13 protein-coding genes and 1 tRNA gene are annotated in these 18,891 nt (G+C 42.1%); 8 read left to right on the top strand and 6 right to left on the bottom strand.

Annotation, left to right across the window (positions count from 1 at the left end):
• Positions 1-102 precede the first annotated feature (102 nt).
• Positions 103-1,434 (bottom strand): hemolysin family protein, encoded by a 1,332-nt coding sequence (locus IQ234_RS06230; RefSeq protein ID WP_193956445.1) that lies wholly within the window; start codon positions 1,432-1,434, stop codon positions 103-105.
• Positions 1,435-1,466: 32 nt separating this feature from the next.
• Positions 1,467-1,760 (bottom strand): hypothetical protein, encoded by a 294-nt coding sequence (locus IQ234_RS06225; protein ID WP_044035013.1) that lies wholly within the window; start codon positions 1,758-1,760, stop codon positions 1,467-1,469.
• A gap of 64 nt (positions 1,761-1,824) precedes the next feature.
• Between IQ234_RS06225 and IQ234_RS06220 the strand changes: the two genes are divergently transcribed.
• Positions 1,825-1,897 (top strand) — tRNA-Ile (locus IQ234_RS06220).
• A gap of 678 nt (positions 1,898-2,575) precedes the next feature.
• On the opposite strand, the gene sixA is transcribed toward IQ234_RS06220, so the two are convergent.
• Both sixA and IQ234_RS06210 read right to left on the bottom strand, forming a co-directional pair.
• Complete coding sequence (gene sixA, locus IQ234_RS06215) at positions 2,576-3,070, bottom strand: phosphohistidine phosphatase SixA (protein ID WP_193956444.1); 495 nt, start codon at positions 3,068-3,070, stop codon at positions 2,576-2,578.
• 52 nt (positions 3,071-3,122) lie between these two features.
• Entirely contained in the window at positions 3,123-4,346 is a 1,224-nt protein-coding gene (locus tag IQ234_RS06210) for a DHH family phosphoesterase (RefSeq protein ID WP_193956443.1), read from the bottom strand.
• A 291-nt stretch (positions 4,347-4,637) separates the two neighbouring features.
• Between IQ234_RS06210 and IQ234_RS06205 the strand changes: the two genes are divergently transcribed.
• From IQ234_RS06205 to IQ234_RS06175, 7 genes are all read left to right on the top strand, one after another.
• Entirely contained in the window at positions 4,638-6,695 is a 2,058-nt protein-coding gene (locus IQ234_RS06205) for an N-6 DNA methylase (protein WP_193956442.1), read from the top strand.
• Positions 6,696-6,730: 35 nt separating this feature from the next.
• Positions 6,731-7,150, top strand: coding sequence for an endonuclease domain-containing protein (locus IQ234_RS06200; RefSeq protein ID WP_052275827.1), 420 nt, complete (start codon positions 6,731-6,733; stop codon positions 7,148-7,150).
• 301 nt (positions 7,151-7,451) lie between these two features.
• Positions 7,452-8,612, top strand: a complete 1,161-nt coding sequence (locus IQ234_RS06195) for a restriction endonuclease subunit S (RefSeq protein WP_193956441.1) — start codon at positions 7,452-7,454, stop codon at positions 8,610-8,612.
• A gap of 85 nt (positions 8,613-8,697) precedes the next feature.
• Positions 8,698-10,239 carry a type I restriction endonuclease subunit R gene (locus IQ234_RS06190; RefSeq protein WP_228008396.1) on the top strand — a complete coding sequence of 514 codons (1,542 nt, stop codon included), beginning with the start codon at positions 8,698-8,700 and terminating at the stop codon, positions 10,237-10,239.
• Between the two features lie 41 nt (positions 10,240-10,280).
• Positions 10,281-10,889 carry an IS607 family transposase gene (locus IQ234_RS06185; protein ID WP_193956440.1) on the top strand — a complete coding sequence of 203 codons (609 nt, stop codon included), beginning with the start codon at positions 10,281-10,283 and terminating at the stop codon, positions 10,887-10,889.
• A complete protein-coding gene (locus IQ234_RS06180; RefSeq protein ID WP_193956439.1) occupies positions 10,867-12,039 on the top strand; it encodes an RNA-guided endonuclease InsQ/TnpB family protein in 1,173 nt (390 codons plus the stop codon). Before IQ234_RS06185 ends, IQ234_RS06180 begins: the two co-directional genes overlap by 23 nt.
• A gap of 2 nt (positions 12,040-12,041) precedes the next feature.
• Entirely contained in the window at positions 12,042-13,769 is a 1,728-nt protein-coding gene (locus tag IQ234_RS06175) for a type I restriction enzyme endonuclease domain-containing protein (RefSeq protein ID WP_228008395.1), read from the top strand.
• A 246-nt stretch (positions 13,770-14,015) separates the two neighbouring features.
• Here IQ234_RS06175 and IQ234_RS06170 read toward each other — a convergent pair whose 3' ends face one another.
• Complete coding sequence (locus IQ234_RS06170; RefSeq protein ID WP_193956438.1) at positions 14,016-17,252, bottom strand: tubulin-like doman-containing protein; 3,237 nt, start codon at positions 17,250-17,252, stop codon at positions 14,016-14,018.
• Positions 17,253-17,254: 2 nt separating this feature from the next.
• The gene (locus IQ234_RS06165) at positions 17,255-18,211 is read right to left on the bottom strand and encodes a ribonuclease Z (protein WP_193956437.1); all 957 of its coding nucleotides are present in this window, start codon (positions 18,209-18,211) and stop codon (positions 17,255-17,257) included.
• Positions 18,212-18,891: the final 680 nt, after the last annotated feature.

Genomic DNA, 18,891 nt, shown 5'->3' with positions numbered 1-18,891 from the left:
ATTATTAAGATGCGCTTGCTTACCCTGATAGGAGTGGGCAGCTATTGACGCGATTAACGATGGAGAAGGTTAAATGAGAAAAGTTGTTTCTTGTTTATATTCTTAGGATAGTTGTTGTCGATAAATCTTAATTTGTTCCAAGCGAGGACCTACCTTAGAAATGATGGTAAATTCTAAATTTTGGTAATATAATTGTTCTCCCACCCTCGGTATTTTTTGCCAATGATGGAGGATAAAACCAGCTAGGGTTTGGTATTCATCGGCCAAGGGTAAGCTTAAATTTAATGCTTTGTTCACATCCTCTAAATTCATTTGTGCTTGTACGAGAAAAGTTGATTCATCGAGGATTTGATATTCCACTTTTCCCGATTCATCCCTAGGGGAAAAAGTTCCCAGAATCTCACCGATTAAATCTTTCAGGGTTAATAAACCTGCTGTTCTGCCAAATTCATCCACAATGATAACCATCTTTAAGGATGATTCCCGCATCACTCTTAGTAATTCATTTAAAGGGGTAGTTTCGGGGAAAAAACGCACAGGTTTCAACCAAGTTTTAATCGGGGTTGTTAAATTTAACTGACCTTCGGCAAGGGGTAAAGCTAAATCTTTAAAATCGATCAGACCACGGATATCATCACCAGAATCTCCTGCCACAGGATAACAAGAATAGCCACTGTTAACTACTTGGAGCAATAATTCCTCAAAAGTTGCAGTCGAGGGAATAGCTATTAAACGGTTATGGGGAACCATAATTTCTGCGGCAGTGATTTCGCTAAACTGGAAAACATTGTTTAAGATTTTCCTTTCCGCTGCTTCTAATCCCGTTAATTCCCCTTCCATGCTGATAATTAATTGTAATTCCTCGGAAGTTACCCGACTAGAACGCTGCAGATCCACTTCAGGGATACGGGTTAAAACCAATAAAAAACGAGTTGATTGATTAAGAATACCGATAAAAGGCTTAAAAATTCGGGAAATAACGCCAATAGGTGCCGCTAATAATCGCGCCATCGGTTCGGCATAAATTAAAGCTAGGGATTTGGGATAAAGTTCCCCAAAAACTATCTGGAGATAGGCAACAATTAAAAAAGCTAGACAAAGAGAGAACCCATGGGAGAGAAGATTTTGCCAGTTTAAAGAAAAGGGTAAAAAACTTAGTAATTTCTTCACAAAAACGGTCATGGTACTCTCCCCAATCCAACCTAAAGCTAAACTAGAAAGGGTGATGCCTAATTGGGTAGTGGAAAGTAAGCGATCGAGACTTCTTTGTAGAGATTGGACCGTCTGCGCTGGCACATCTCCCGCAGCCACTAGCTGACTGACGCGGGTACGACGGACAGACACGAGCGAAAATTCCGCCGCTACGAAAAAAGCATTGAGGACGATTAGTAAAAAGACTAAAATTAAACGAGTCAATAAATCCTGATTATCCATAGCGAAAAGGCAAAATTCGCCTTTTTTAAAGCCTATCCTTTGGTTTCGTCCTTTGATTGCGGTTTGTTTTTCTGTTGTTGCATATAAACTCTCACTCTTTTCAGCACCTCTTCTTCCTTCACGGGGATAAAAGTCTGATTGCGTCCATAACTGGTGCGATCGTTGGTAAACTTTTTAGCGGGGTTGATATCCGGTTGACTGACTCCCTTCAGCGAGGCGATTCCCAATTGATAGGCTACCCAACCGCTACCGAAACCGGCGGCTAACATGGCTACCATCAAAAGGAGTCCTAACTGCAAGGAGGTGCTGATTGAAAATTTTTTCATCTTGGTGGGGCTGAATTTTCACGTTCGGAGTGATTACCGATCTATAATGAGTTAATAGTATAACCCAGGGTTGGCCGAGCGGTTGAGGCAACGAACTCATAATTCGTGCTAGGCAGGTTCAACTCCTGCACCCTGGATAGTTTTGATTGCTTCAGGCGACTGGCTTCCACTGCACTGGAGTAGGCGGCGGTGACGGATTCCCTAACCATCCTCGGCTGCTTTGAGAACAAAAGTACGATCATTAATTTTATCCCTTTCATTTTTCAGGAAAGCTAAAAAAACACGAGAATCCCAGTAGTGTAGCTTTTTTGATCAACGAATTAATTACTTCCTCCCAAAATTCCGATCATTTCCTCAATGCTAGGTAAATCTTTTTTCTCAGGAAAAAGATCAATTGACTCAACTTTAATCCCGATTTTTTCCCCCTCTTCTCTAGAGGTAACTATCCCCGATACAGAGACTCTTTTTTCTAGATATTCTTTGATATTATCAAGTAAATTTGGTTTAAAGTAACATTTAACACTTTTATTAGTCCATAAATTGTAAACTCTAAAAATAGAAGGTAGGGTTAATTCATGAATTAACCCTACAAAGCCGTAAAGCGTTTTTTGTCCCAGTCTGTGTACTACAAGAAAGATAATGCAAGGTTTTTGAAGGTTCCAATCCTATTTTCTGGCCCTAACATCGGATTTTAACAGGTCAAAAGCCTTATTTTATACTAAATCCAGTTATTAAAAACTGATTATTTATTCTCCGTTTTGTCTGAGTGCCTCTCCTCATAACTAGCCTCTACTCAACGGATTTATTATTAATTCCTAGAGGAGTAATTTTGGCGCTGTCAACCAGAATAACTGACACTTGCCTAGGGGATTTTGTTGATTGGGAACCTCTAGACCAATTATTCCCGCTTTTTTGACCGATAATTTTCCTTGAAACTTGCCCCAAACTAGCATTTCCGTCCAATAGCCTAAATCCGGTTCGTGGCCCACCAGTGCGATCGCGTTTTCCTCTCGCTGATAGTCCGACTTTTGCCACCATTGCACCCAATCTTGAATATTGCCATTGGGTGATAGGGGATTAAATTGCTCAATTTTACGGCTTAAACCCTCTTTTTGGAGAATTTCGGCGGTTTGCACGGCACGCACCAGGGGAGAAGTGAGAATTAGGTCAAATTTCACCCCCAACTGTCCTAATCTTTGGGCAACTTTAGCAGTTTTTGTCTTACCTTCCTCGGTTAAAGGACGTTCCCTATCGTTGAGATAATCCCCCGATTGTCCTGCTAATCCATGACGCACAAAATAAAGTTTCATATCAGTTTAGGGTCGGTCTTTGCGATGATAACAGATAGCTGAGGTCTAATAGCTAGGTGCGAATTACCTTTTCATCGGGGTTAACCAGATGAGAAAGTTTCTGTTTAATTTGGGTGTCATATAGTTCCCACTTGAGTTTAGCGTATTCGGCATTATTATTAAAACCACCGAGAAAACCGATAGGAATTTCAAAACCTCCGGCCATATAACGACCACCACCAAAAAAGCGACCTTGGTTATCCTGTCCGAAAGCTTCCTTGAGAAATTCATCGGGATCTAGGGTAATTTTGCTGGTACGCATAGAACCGATGACTAACTCGATATCTTCATCTTCATCGTGAACGATACCATAAACTAAAGCCGTGTGAACATTTTCCTCTGTCACCAAAAAATCGGCAGCTTGGGGAATCGCATCTCGGTCATCATAACGCAAATAACCGACCCCAGCGATCGAATAATTATTTTTAATAATACGGTTTTTTAGGGACCGTTCGATCACATCCATCACCCGTCGGGATCTGGCCGATTGCAGGACAGCGTTTAATAATTGGGCATCATAGAAACGACTGAGATAACCAGCAGCAATAAATTCACATTCTTGCGCTTGCATTAAATTATTCGTATCCGATCGCAATCCGTGCATCAAAGCAGTGGCACACTTAACATGGACGGTATCGCTAGTATTAAAACTTATTAACCCTTTTTGGATATATTGGGTTAACATCGTCGCTGTTGCCCGGATTTGGGGGCGAATATCGACAAATTCTGCGTCTATATCCCCTTGGCGAGTATGATGATCAATCACGGCAATAATGGGAATTTTTGCCTGTTTAACCAGAGTGGTTAACTGACTATTGGTTCCCTGACCATCGACAAAAACACAACCCTGATAAACCGAAAGATCTCTATCCTTGAGAGTATTGACTCCCCAACGTTTAGCCGGTAAACCTGTTAGTTTTACCAAAGCGACATTTTCCTGATGGGAGAGAGTACCCGCATAGACTATATCGCAGTGAATATCGTACTGTTCGGCGATAATTTGATAGGCCCAGGCACTAGAAAGAGCATCCGGATCTGGGAAATCCTGCATCACCACAATTTGATTTTCGCCGCGGTGATTTTCCAAAGTACGTCGCAGGCGATCGATTAGGGAAATAAGTAGGGTATCATTACTAACCGTCACTGGAGGAAGGGGACATACTGCCGGTGCTTCCCCTACCACTACATCGGTTTCGAGGGACTTGGCAGGAACTAGACTCAGTAATTCAGCCATCATTTTTAGAAAAGTTTGCTTAAAGGTAAATGCAGTCAGGATTTTTTGAGCTAATCAATTCTAGACGATATTCTGGCTTGATCGGTTCATCTCAAATATTAAGCTTTTCTTGCCCCTAGCTCCCCACTCTGGGGCCATAACTCTAGTCTATCAAAAGACCTCTCCTGTTTGTTCTGGGAGAGCGGTGAAGGCAATTAACCATCGCTGCCATTACTTGAGAAGATAGATACTATACAGAATCCCTTATTTTTCCCTTCAGGCTCGACCATCTACCTAATTCTTGAGTAAAATTTCATGGCCCAACTGGACAACATCGAAGCGATCGAAAAAAAGCTCTGGAAAGCGGCCGATACTCTGCGAGCTAATTCTAACTATGCCAGTAACGAGTATTTTCTGCCCGTTATGGGCTTGATTTTCCTCCGTCATGCCTATAGTCGTTTTCTCAAGGTTAAGAGGGAGGTAGAGGCGGATTTACCGAAGCGACAGGGTAAAACACGCTCCTTAATCAAAGAAGATTTCTTGTGCAAAGGAGCGATCTATCTCCAAGAAAAAGCTCAGTTCGATTTTCTGGTGGCGCTCCCCGATAGCGTCAATCGATCGACCTCCTTAATGGAAGCAATGCTATCGATCGAGGGGGATTATCCACCTTTAGGGGGTATTTTACCGAAAACGGAGTACCAAGAGCTAGATAACGTGGTATTAGGGAATTTACTACGGATTTTAAACCCGGAAGAGTTAAAAAAAGCCGATGGGGATATTTTCGGGCGAATTTACGAATATTTCCTAACTCAATTCGCTAATCTCAAAGCTCACGATAACGGAGAGTTTTTTACTCCCGTTTCTCTAGTATCTTTGATCGCCAATGTTTTAGAACCCGATCACGGATTGGTTTTCGATCCTGCCTGTGGTTCGGGGGGAATGTTTGTCCAGAGCGCACATTTCGTTGAGAGACAGCGCATCAACCCCCAGATGTTAACTTTTAAAGGGTTAGAGAAGAATCCGACCACGATTCGTTTAGCCAAGATGAATCTCGCAGTTCACGGTTTAGAAGGGGATATCCAAAAAGCGATCACCTACTACGAGGATCCGCTGGCATTAGCTGGGAAAGTGGATTATGTAATGGCCAATCCTCCCTTTAACGTGGACGAGGTGGACAGTAAGGTAGATGGTGATGAGCGCTTACCCTTCGGATTGCCAGGAGTCAATAAAAATAACAAAGTTTCCAACGGTAACTATCTATGGATCAGTTACTTCTACAGCTATCTCAATGATCGAGGAAAAGCCGGTTTTGTTATGTCTTCCCAAGCTTCCAGCGCCGGGAGAGACGAAGGCAAGGTAAGACAGAAGTTAATCGAGACAGGAACGGTGGACATAATGATCGCCATCCGCTCTAACTTTTTTTATACCCGCTCCGTACCCTGCGAGTTGTGGTTTCTCAATCGAGGAAAACCCGCCGAGCTTCAAGATAAGATATTAATGATCGATGCCCGCAATATTTACCGGAAAGTAAACCGGACGATCAACGATTTTAGCCCAGAGCAGTTACAGAATATTCTCTCGATCGTCTGGCTCTATCGGAGCGAATCCAAGCGTTTTATCGATTTGGTTGTCGGTTATTGCCAGAGTATCGATCGAGAGTATCAGGGATCGATCGCTCTTTTACAAAACTATCGCGAGCATCTGGACAGGTTAACGGAGGCACTAGAGAAATTTTATAATCTCATCGATGAAAAAGACGGGACATGGTTAGAACTCCGAACAGCATCTGAGCTTTTTAAGGATGACATGGATAAATACGCCAGTTTCCCTCCGATTTCCTATAATGCTGATGATTTAGATACTTTACACGAGGCTGTCCGTCGTTATCACGAATACGGCGAATTTAGCCGGGATCTGGGCAAACAGGCGGATCTGGTGAATAAATTATTAGGTCGAGCGATCGAGCGTGCCGAGAAGGATCTGGGAGCAAGAGATAGTAAACTGTGGTGGAATTCCCGCGAACTCAATATCTTACGCAAAGAAGCCGATACAAACCGTCAGAATGCGATCGAACAGCTTAAATCGGTTCGTAGTTTCTACCGTCACGCTCACTGGTTATTAGAAAGGTTCCCCGATGCCAAGCTGCGGGATGTGGAAGGGTTGGTTAAAGTGGTCGATCGCGAGGAGTTACAGGCGAATGATTGGAGTTTAACCCCCGGACGCTATGTCGGCGTTTCCCCAGAGGAGGAAGATGAGGGTTTCGATTTCGAGGAAACGTTACGCGAAATTCATCTGGAGTTAAATGATCTCAACTTCGAGGCGATTCGTTTAGCTGATGAAATTGCGAAGAATTTTGAAGGGTTAGGAATTTAAAAAAGAACTTGGGTATATTTCCTTAAAGGAGACCGATGGAGATAGCGATCGTGTCTAAATTAAAATACGGTGTTTATTTTCTACCCTACAATCCCGATTTAGTCCCTAGAGCCAAGGAAATGCGAAAAAATCCCACACCGACAGAAAAAAAGTTATGGGCTTTTCTCCGGCAATTTCCCTTAAAAATGTGGCGACAGCGACCGATCGATCATTTTATCGTTGATTTCTATTGTCCGAAGTTGAAATTAGTGATCGAGGTGGATGGGGAGGTTCATCTTACTCCGGAGGCAATGGCTTATGATGCTAGAAGAACGAAGGTTTTGGAGGGATACGGATTAACGGTGATCCGTTTCACCAATGATGAGGTTAAATACGATTTCGAGGCGGTTTGTGAGAAAATATCGGGGTTTATTTCTTCGCTTCCTGTCTGTACGGAGGTTGATGATCCTCCTTAGCTTCCCTTGAAAAGGTTATCCCCCCTAGCCCCCCTTTTCAAGGGGGGAACCGGAACCGGAACTGGAGCGCGGTAGGGGTGCTGGTGGTGAGACGGGCGCTACGGCTGCGTAAGTCCCCCTTGAAAAGGGGGATTTAGGGGGATAAAAAGTCCTGCTTCCCACCGGTGATTCCCAAATTTGGTAAGTTAGAAAAGGTTACATCTGCGGGCGATTCGTTTAGCTGATGGAATTGCTAAGAATTTTGAAGGGTTGGGGATTTATTACCTTTACAATGTAAATTAGTTAAGTTGAAAATTAAGTTATGAAATTAAACAAAAAATATATAGCTTTAAATAATTTAATCATACTACAAAGAGGTTTTGATCTTCCAGAGATACAGCGAGTTATAGGCAATATACCTGTTGTGGCTTCAACAGGTATAATCGGTTCTCACAACATCGCCAAAGTTAAGGGGCCGGGAGTTGTAATTGGTCGTAGTGGTAGTATAGGTGGCGGTCAATATGTAGCTGGTGATTTTTGGCCACTTAATACTACACTATGGGTAAAAGATTTTAAAGAACATAACCCAAGATTTATTTATTATGTATTAAAAAATATTGATTTTTCTCGTTTTAATTTCGGTACTGGCGTTCCTACACTAAATAGAAATCACATTGCTAATATTAAAGTTTTGGCTTTCGATAAATCTCAAGAAGAAAAAATCGCCGATATCCTCTCCAAATATGATGATTTAATCGAAAATAATCGCCGCCGCATCGAGTTATTAGAACGTTCAGCCCGCTTACTTTACAAGGAATGGTTCGTCCGTTTACGCTTCCCTGGACACGAACACACCCCGATTATCGATGGTATTCCTGAAGGGTGGAAATATTTAAAATTAGAGGAAGTCATATCAGATATAATTGATTATCGTGGCAAAACACCTAAAAAACTTGGTGGAGATTGGTCTAATTCTGGAATTCCAGCACTTTCGGCACTTAATGTAAAGAATAATCAATTAATCAACTTAGACAAATGTAAATTTGTCAATGAGAGCTTGTATGAAAAGTGGATGAAAACAGAATTACAGAAATATGATATTTTAATGACCTCTGAAGCTCCATTAGGTGAACTTTACTATTTAACTTCCGAGCAAAAATTCTGTCTTAGTCAAAGACTTTATGCTATTAGAGCCAATGTAGATGTTATTAAACCAGCAATGTTATTTTGTACTCTTTTAACTCCTAAAACTCAAGCAGAAATTCATTCAAGAGAAACGGGAACTACAGTCTTCGGAATCCGACAGTCAGCACTAAGAGAAATTTCTATATTAGTACCTTCAATCGAATTACAAGAATTAGCGACAGAAACTTTAGATTCTATATTCGAGCAAAAAGAAGTTCTTCAAAAGCAAAATCAAAAACTAAAACAAGCGCGTGACATACTACTTCCGAAACTTATGAATGGAGAGATCGAGGTGTAGAGGCGAAAGATCGATCGCACCTGTAAAAATCCCTGAAAATTGGCAATATTAATAAAATAAACCACTCCCCCGCACAATCGACCCTATGACCACCGAGGATAAAGTACAAGAACTCACCGCCAACTGTCTGCGAGATCAACTTGGTTGGCAGAGTGTCTATGCTTATAATCAAGAGGATTACGGTGAAAACAGCCTGCTCGGACGGCAAAATCAGAAAGAAGTTATCCTCAAACGCTACCTAAAACAGAAATTACGAGAATTTAACCCCAACCTTCCCGAAGAAGCCTATAATTCCGCCATTCTCCAAATCGAAGAAATCAACTCTAGTCAAACCCTTCTCGTCACCAATCAAGAGAAACATCAACTCCTTCTCGATGGAGTACAGGTGAGCTACCGCAACGCCAAAGGAGAGCTAATTAGACAAACCCTAAAAATCCTTGATTTTGACCAACCCAGCAATAACCATTTTCTAGCGGTTCGAGAACTGTGGATACAGGGGGAAATCTACCTCTGTCGCACGGATTTGGTAGGTTTTGTTAACGGCATTCCCCTACTCTTCCTAGAAGCGAAAAACCTCAACCGCGACCTAAAAGCGGCCTACGACGAGAATTTATTGAAGTATATCCGTACTATCCCCCATCTATTCGCCTATAACGCCTTTGCGATTTTAGTTAATGGCATAGACGCGAAAATAGGTAGTTTCTGCGGCAAATACGAACACTTTCACCCATGGAAACGCCTGGCCGAGAGTGACCCCGGCATTGTCGATATGGAAACCATGCTAAAAGGAGTCTGCGATAAAAATAACTTTATCGATCTGTTGGAAAATTATGTCCTTTTCGATAACTCCACTGGCAAAACCTGCAAGATTATCGCCCGGAATCACCAGTTTCTGGGGGTTAACCAAGCGATCGATTCTGTGAAAAGATGGCGGGAGGGTGGGATAAAAGATAACAAACTTGGGGTTTTCTGGCATACCCAAGGCTCCGGAAAAAGCTACTCTATGGTTTTTTTCACCCGCAAAATTCGCCGTAAACTAGGCGCAAACTATACCTTCGTTATCTGTACCGATCGCGCAGATCTAGACGAACAGATCTACTATACCTTTGCCGGTTCCGGATTGACCAATAACGAGCAAGAACTCTGCCGAGCTTCCAGTAACGAACAGTTACAGAGTCTTCTGGGAGAGCATAAAGCCTATATTTTCACCCTCATCCAGAAATTCAACCAAACCGTCAATCCCGACCAACCCTACAACTCCCGAAACGATATCATCATTATCAGCGACGAAGCCCACCGAACCCAGTACGGAACCCTGGCCAGCAACCTCCGGGCTGCACTTCCGGGCGCTGGTTTTATCGGTTTTACCGGCACCCCTCTAGTCAGCAACGACGAGATCACTAAACGCTATTTCGGGGATTATGTCTCCACCTACGACTTCCAGAGAGCGGTCGAGGATAAAGCTACCGTTCCCCTCTACTATGATGCAAGGGGTGATAAACTCTCGATCGCCGTCAACGACCTCAACGAACAGATCGCCGCCAAAATCGAAGAGTTAGAGATCGAAAATGTCGAGATAGAAGACCGTTTAGAAAGGGTTAAATACAGAAGCCAAAAACCTAACTAATATTATCCAAAATTACTCATGACTTGTGCTATAATCGTTCTATGAGTAAGTTAACCATATCGGAAGCCGCTAAATTGAAAGGTGTAAGCGTATCGACGTTAAGGCGTTGGGAGTCTGAAGGTAAACTAATTCCAGAACGGACTGCTAATGGGCATCGTCGTTATACAATTTCTCAGTTGCTTGGTTTAAAAGAGAATCTCTCTTATACTGTTGGCTATTGCCGTGTTTCTAGTCATGACCAAAAGAAGGATTTAGAACGTCAAAAAGAAGTTGTCGAACTGTTTTGCGCTCAAAACGGTTGGCAAGTTGAAATTATAGACGACCTAGGTTCAGGACTTAACTACAACAAAAAAGGATTAAAGCGATTAATTCGGTTGATTGTTGATAGTAAAGTAGAGAGATTAGTCTTAACTCATAAGGATAGATTACTTAGATTTGGTAGTGAATTAATCTTTAGTCTGTGTGAACAATTCGGGACTGAAGTTGTCATTATTAATCGAACTGAAGACAGTACATTTGAGGAGGATTTAGCAGAAGATGTCTTAGAGATTATTACGGTATTTTCCGCTAGATTGTATGGCTCTAGAAGCCATAAAAATAGAAAAATCGTAGAGGAGCTAAGAGACGTTGCTACTAGGATTCAAGACTGAGTTAAAACTAAATAATCAACAACGCTCATTATTAGCCCAACACGCAGGAACCGCACGTCATGCTTGGAATTGGGGTTTGGCTTTAACCAAGCAAATTTTAGACCATAATCAAGCTAACCCTGATGAAAAAATCAAGTTTCCTACGGCTATTGACCTTCACAAATGGTTGGTAGCATTGGTAAAATCAGAGCATGATTGGTATTATCAAGTGTCTAAATGCGCTCCCCAATGGGCGTTAAGAGCTTTATCCGATGCTTGGAAAAGATGCTTCAAGAAGATAGCTAAACCACCAAATTTCAAGAAGAAAGGTAAACAGGATAGTTTCACTTTAGATGGGAGCATTAAAGTTGCTCATCAAAAGATAAAAGTTCCTGTGATTGGTTGGTTAAAAACCTACGAGCCGCTACCCTATGGATACCAGCCAAAATCTGTCACTTTTAGTAAAAAAGCTAATAGGTGGTTTATTAGTTTTAAGATGGAAGTTGAACAGCAAACAACCAATAAAACTCATGATGTAGTTGGTTGTGATCTGGGAATTAAATCTTTAGCTACTTTATCGACAGGGGAGACGTTTGAAGGCTCTAAAAGTTATCGTAAATACGAAAAACAATTAGCCAGACTTCAATACTTGAACCGACATAAGGTAAAAGGTTCAAATAATTGGAACAAAGCCCAACGGCAAATAGCTAAACTTCATTTTAAAATAGCTAATATCCGTAAAGATACGTTACATAAACTCACCACTTATTTAGCCAAGAACCACGGCAAGATAGTAATTGAGGATTTAAATGTGTCTGGGATGATGGCTAATCACAAATTAGCTAAAGCCGTTCAGGATATGGGTTTTTACGAGTTCCGAAGACAACTTGATTATAAAACTCAGTTGTATGGTTCGGAATTAATCATAGCCGATAGGTGGTTTCCTAGCAGTAAAACCTGTTCCAATTGTGGGTACAAGAAAGAGTCTCTATCTTTAACTGAAAGAGTTTTTGAGTGTGAACAATGCCATGTAGTTTGCGGTCGAGACTTGAACGCTAGTCTAAATCTAGCTTCTTTGGCGGTGAGTTCCACCGTGTCAGCTTGTGGAGTAGATAGTGCCGACACTACTACAGTGAAGCAGGAAGTTAACGTCAAATTTGCTCATGAGTAGATTTGAGTAGGTTTAATAGAACGGAATTAAGAAGGGATTACTACATCCTGACGGCCCCGCAGCGGTTGGAGGCGCTGGCCCGTGATTTCGTTGAACATTACAGCACCGCTTGGGAAACAGGCAAAGCTATGGTGATTTGTATCGACAAGCTCACCTGTGTCAAGCTGCATAACCTGATCGATCGTTACTGGAGCGAAAAAATCCAACAACTGAAAAAAGACCTCAAAAAAATTACCGATGACCAAGAGGAAAACTATCGTCAGCGTCAGATTCAATGGATGGAAGCAACCCTAACGGCCGTGATCGTCAGCGAGGAACAGGGAGAGATCGACAAATTCCAGAAACACGGGTTAGATATTACTATCCATCGCAGTGTAATCAAAAACGGCTTTGAACTGGCGGACGGTAAAAGAATCAGCCCGGAAAATGCCTTTAAACAAGCCGATCACCCCTTTCGGATCGCCATCGTCTGCGCTATGTGGTTGACTGGTTTCGATGTTCCCTCCCTCTCCACCCTCTACCTCGATAAACCCCTAAAAGCTCATACGCTCATGCAAGCGATCGCTCGTGCTAACCGGGTTAACGAGGGCAAAACTAACGGTTTAATCGTGGATTACTGCGGAATTCTCAAAAATCTCCGCCAAGCTCTCGCCGATCTCGCCCAAATTTCCGATCAGGGACGCAGGGAAGACCATCTTAGTCTCGACCCCACGAAACCGCAAGAAAATTTACTGGATGAATTGGCCCGATCGATCGAGGCAGTTAAAGAATTTTTGGGGGAAAGTAACGCATCCCTAGACGCACTCCTCGAATATAAAATACCTAGTTTTGCCTTCAATAAAGCCATTAACGACGCGAAGGAAGCGATCAATCGAAGTGATCAGGCCCGACAAAATTTTCAACTCCTCTCCCAAGAGGTCTTCCATCTTTTTAAGGCCTGTCTTAATCAGCCATCGGTTAATCACTACCGTCCGGCTCACGACACGATTAAACTGATCTATAAATGCGTTCAAGGTGATCGGGAGAAAATAGACATCGGGGAAATTCTCTTGGAAATGCGATCGGTAATCGACGGGGCGATCGATGTAACCACCGAAGCGAGGGCCGATGATACCCCACTGTACAACATCAGTAAAATCAACTTCGAGCGTCTGAAACAGGAATTCGCCAATAGCGATCGCAAGAATACCACCGTCCAAACTCTCAAAAACGCCATCGAAAACCGTCTCCGAACAATGATCGAGCAGAATCTGCAACGGACGAACTTTCAAGAACATTACGAGCAGATCATCGCTGATTATAATTTCGAGAAGGATCGGGTGGCGATCGAACAGACCTTCGAGGCCTTATTAGAATTTATTCAGGAACTCGATCAAGAGTCCCAACGGGCGGTTAGCGAGGGATTAGACGAGGAATCCCTGGCCCTGTTCGACCTTTTAACCAAAGAGAATCTATCACCGCAAGACATTGAAAAAATTAAACAGATCGCCACGCAGCTTTTGGAAACCCTAAAACAAGAGAAACTAAAGATCGATCGTTGGCTAGATAAAGAATCCAGTCGGGCGGAGGTTAAAACTACTATTCACAACTTTCTATACAGCGATCATACTGGTTTACCCGTCGATCTCTACACGGAAGAAGAAGTGGCAGAAAAAACGGAAGAAGTCTTCCGTCACATCCTGCGAGTTTATCCAAGTCTGCCTTCGCCTTATTACAGCGCGGCTGCCTAGATTCTGGACTGTCCATATTTCGCTTTTCCGAAGTTGCTGATTTTAGTTCTGATAATCATCACCGTCCCTAAATATTTGCTCCGATTTTTTATAGTAAATTTATACTATCAAGGAAGCAAAGACGAAACTCTAAGTAGGTGGGTATTAAAAATTGTCAGACACCCCCATGATCAAGGAGGATCCCCCCGCCTATCGGCACCCCCCTTATTAAGGGGGGCAGGGGGGATCAAAACCAAAATCTAATTTCTACTTAACTAATTTTGCCCCACACTTAGAACAAAAATTAGACGAGGGCGGGTTTTTGTGTCCACAATTACCGCAGATAATTAAAGCTGGGTTAGCCACTTCCGTCACCGAAGAAAGAGGAATTTCTCCACCGCTATCCAACTTATAGTTATGGATTAACTGCAAAATAATTGCATCTTCCCGTTTATATTCTGTATTGTCTTTTCCTCCTGTTAACTCCTCGGAACGTTGTTGTAAATATTCAATGAAAGTCCCATACAAAGCTTGTTTTTTCTCTGGAGTGGCTGCAGCCTGTAACCTAGCTGTCACCTGACTTTGAATTTTTTCCTTATCTTCGCGACAAGCTTTTACTTCTAACACCTGTACCGCATCTTCCCAACTGGTGGCGATATCGACTTTTTTTAATCCCGTTGCGGTTTTAATTTCATAGCGAATTGTTTTCTCATTAGTGACTCGATTGAATTCTGGAAAAAGCACTTTCAAAGCTCGGGCTGTCACCACCAATTGATAAATACTCGGATCTTCGGGAAAAACATCCCAGAAAGGCGGTTCCTTTTGGATATGTACGGGGATGGGTAAATCGCGATTTTCCCCCATTTGTTGGGCGCGTTTAGCGAGAATAAATTCTCCTTTCCAGTCCTGATAGGATTGCCGCAAATCTCGCATTCCCTCCAGACAGCGTAGGGAAAAACCGCCAATTTCCTGTACGAAGACAAGACGATATTTTTCCACGTCTCCCAAGGGTTTAATATCGTCTTCGTTGGCAATAAATTCCCGCAGTTTCGGAATAATTTTTTGGGCTGCTGGGTTACTGGTGTTTCTTCCCCCAATCAGGGCAACATTTTGATTTAATTGGGGTGTAAAACCCGCATCTTTTCCTCGCAAAACCGCAGGATTAAGCATAATTAGGGGTCGCGATTTTTGGTAAGCAATGCGAAGATTATTGATAATATCGGTATCGTTGTTATAAATTTTTAACAAGCGATCGCAAGCGGCTAATTCCTGCTGAATGCGACTACTAGCGGGAGCATTTTGTAGGAGTTGATTAGCTTGGTTTAGGATAACTTTTTGAAAATCTCCTTGACGAATATCGGCAACCTCGGTGATGTCAAATAAACGCATATTTTCGTCGGTGCGGCGCGTTTCTTTCCAGAGGGGACTAGATTGCTTTAAAATCTCTTCTGAGAGGGGTAAACAAAGGTTATCCATACCCGTATCGTAGGCATTTTTGTTACCAGCAATCCCCGAAGCAAATTGTTCGATAAAGTCTTGATAAAGACTATTTAATTCTTGTCTGTCAAATAATTTAATCCCATTAATTAACAAAGCATCGGCACTATCAATCTGTTGATTAGCTTGCAGATTAAATAGATCGCGACTTTGAATTAATTTCTGACGAAAGCGATTAAAACGGCTTTCTAATTGATTAAGATGTTCCAGTAAACGATTAATAACCTCTACTCCTGCACCTCTGGTTTTTCGTTGAATATTGGCCATTAAACAGCCTTCCAATCCCGTTAAAGCTTGTTCACAATATTCTTCCATCTTATCTTTTTTCGAGATATGAAGTTTATCTTTCAGATCATTAATTTCTGCCAAGGCTGTGTCGTATTCTCGTTGACGTTTACTTTCGTTTTGACTCCAAACCTGTTCTTGATCGCGACGGAATTTTTCTGCTATGTCGGTGAAGATTTGTCGTACTAAAAGAATAAAACTCTCGGCAAATTTTACCCCACGGTTTCGATCCTCAAGGATATTATAAAACTCCATTTCTAGGGACTTTTTACCCCGTTGAATAATTTCATCCCGGTTACTATAAATCTTTTTCAGGTAATCACCGTGCAGCCGTTCATCGGGACTCAATTCTAGTAAATGATTGCGTTTAAATTCCTCAACTCTTGGCGTTAAATAATCATTAATAAATTGCAGAATTTTTCCCTGTTCGTTGCCTAAAATGTTAACACCCTGTTTGGTACAAGATAGCCAATTATCTTGATTGATTTCCTGACGAGTTTCGTTAATCCATTGGGAGATTATGGCAATTAAAGAGCGATCCTTGTCGGCACATAAATCCATAATTAATTCCCCTTCACTCAAGCGCATTTTTTTGAGGATATCACCTCTTACTAACTCCAACATTTGAGCGGGTAAAATCACGGAATCATTCAGCCACCAATTAATTAAATCTTTGGCTAAACGTTCCGATAAGGAGGCACGAATTTGGGCAATAGGAATTTCAATAGTTGATAGCCCAAAACTCATAAATTGCTTAGGATAACCGCGTCCCCCTGGGTCAGCTTGCGCCCAAGAACCCTTAATATTATCTCTAATGGAACGCTTATGGGGGGCAAAATCAGAGGTCATATCTAGGAAAATATTTTGGGCGATCATTTCCCGAATTTGACCGAGTTTAAAATCACCTTCGCCGTTTTTTGTCCCCACTAAATAGGTAAAATCAAAGGGAGGTAATTTACTAACCACTTCATCGACTAAACCGCTGCTAAACTGTTGATGATATTCGGTTCTGTAGTCAGAAAAGTAATTTAATTCCATCAAGGCAGCGTAACCATTAGCCAAAACTCGATCGCCGACACTAATCCCCGCAAATGCTTCAGGAGTGGGAACAATTGCCGTACTCAAAGGACTACTTTCCCCTCGTAACCAATTACGAATACAGTAGCCTAGATCGATTAACATTCCGCTACCCGTACCACCGTTTAAAGACCCCGTAGTAAAGACATTAATAGCACTATTACCCACTTTAATTCCATAGCGATCAAGCATAAAGTTTTCTTGTCCCTTTACCCGTCTCACCGCGTCTAGAAATTTTCTTTGGATATCATGATAATTACAAAATAAAGCAAAACGACCGCAGGCGCGAATTTGTCCCGCTCCCGCTTCTAGGGAAGTAATATTTCTCTCTAATTCCGGGGGAAACCAACTATTAATCCAGGGATATCTATCCATGTCAGATACCATCTCCTGTACCTGTTTTCCACTCACCCGGGCCCAGTGTTTTTCGTTATCTTTAAAAGCACTGCCGGCAGCTTCAGGATTACTGATTTTATAATCCTTATCCGTGTCAACCACCAAAAAACTGACAATCGGAAAATTACTCAAACTGCCATAACTTTCCTCTATTAAACGACGCAATCGCGATAAAATTTCGTTACCCGTACCACCAATACCCACTAAAACCGTGGGAACCATGCTTTTTTCTTCCACTGCTGCTGGCATAATTACTTAACTCCTAAGACCATTTCTTGACGGTTGCGGGGGACTTCGTAGGTGAGGAAATCGTAGGCTAATTTAGTGTTAGGAAAAATTGCCCGCGCTTCCTCTAACAGATTGGAAATATCCAGAGAATTCCCCGGTAGATAACGGGGACTAAAATGGGTCATTAATAACAATTTTACTTGGGCTGCCAAGGCCACCTGGGCTGCCATCGTCGAAGTGGAATGAACACTTTCAAAAGCTAACCCAGCATCTTGGTGTGCAAAAGTCGCCTCATGAATTAGCACATCTGCATCCCGTGCCAATTCGATCGATCCTTCACAGAAAATAGTATCGGTACAATAGGCAATTTTACGGCCGATTTCCGTTTCTCCGCAGAGGGACTGACCGCGAATTTTTCTGCCATCGGGAAGGGTGACAGTTTCCCCTTTTTTCAGCTTGCCGTAAATTGGTCCGGGGGGAATACCTAAAGCGTTGGCTTTTTCCACATCAAAACGTCCAGGGCGGTCTTTTTCGGCGATACGATAACCGTGGGCGGGAATACGATGTTTTAATAGCTGACAGGAGACGGTAAATTCTTCATCTTCGTAGATTATGCCGGGGGAAACGGGATGGACACGCACCCGATTGGCTAAATTGGTATAGGAATACTTAGCACAAGCACGCAGATAGTCCCCTAGTCCGGGGGGTCCGTAGATATCAATATCCTGAGCAGAACCGGCTAATCCAATACTGGCTAACAATCCCATTAAACCAAAGATATGATCCCCGTGCATATGAGTGATAAAAATGCGTCGGATTTGGGAACTTTTCAGGTCGCTACGCAGTAACTGGTGTTGAGTTCCTTCTCCACAGTCAAACAGCCATATTTCCGCCCGTTGCGGCAACCGAAGGGCGATACTAGAGACATTACGGGAACGAGTGGGAACCCCGGAACTGGTTCCTAAAAAAGTAATCTCCACAGGATAGCTGTCAGGATAGAGGATTCTTTTTCTAGTCTAGGCTGTTTTTATCGATTTCTCGATCGAATTGCTGCTTTTCTGTATTTCATCACTTGAAAACAGAAAATCCCCTGATTTTGACCTGACTCTGCAATAATCACTCGCAGTCAGAAATACACCAGCGTCTGTATCATACTTTTTGCTTTTTGTCAAAAAAACTTTTTTTTTGCAATAAAACTACACAAAAAAAAGATCATCGTTGCCCCTGAAATTGACTGATTTACCCGTCTTAATTAGGATCACCCTGTAGGTGTGGCAAGGGTTTCAACCATTGCTACCCAAAAAAGCACAGAATAACCCACTATGAAATTCTATCAAATCGCTGTTACCCTTATAACATCGTTGTTAAATAAAAATCTTTCTCAATTAATTCTTAAGAATTTGTAAATATTGCGAAATGTTAATTTAAATATTCTCAAGTTTGTGGAGTCAATAAATAATTTTTGCTTATCTTTGTCCAAAATTGGGTTAGAAGTCAGTTATCAGTTATCAGTTATCAGTTATCAGTTCACCGAGAAAACACCCCACACCCTACACCCCATCACCCCACTTCATAATTCATAATTCATAATTCATAATTCCCTCTCCCCACACCCCACACCCCACAACCAATAACCAAATTAACAACTATGACCACTACT

Origin of the sequence: Microcystis aeruginosa LEGE 91341 (genome assembly GCF_015206885.1) — a bacterium.
Classification (GTDB): Bacteria; Cyanobacteriota; Cyanobacteriia; order Cyanobacteriales; family Microcystaceae; genus Microcystis; species Microcystis aeruginosa_H.
The sequence above is the reverse complement of the archived record's forward strand: the minus strand, read 5'-3'. Positions and strand labels throughout refer to the sequence as shown.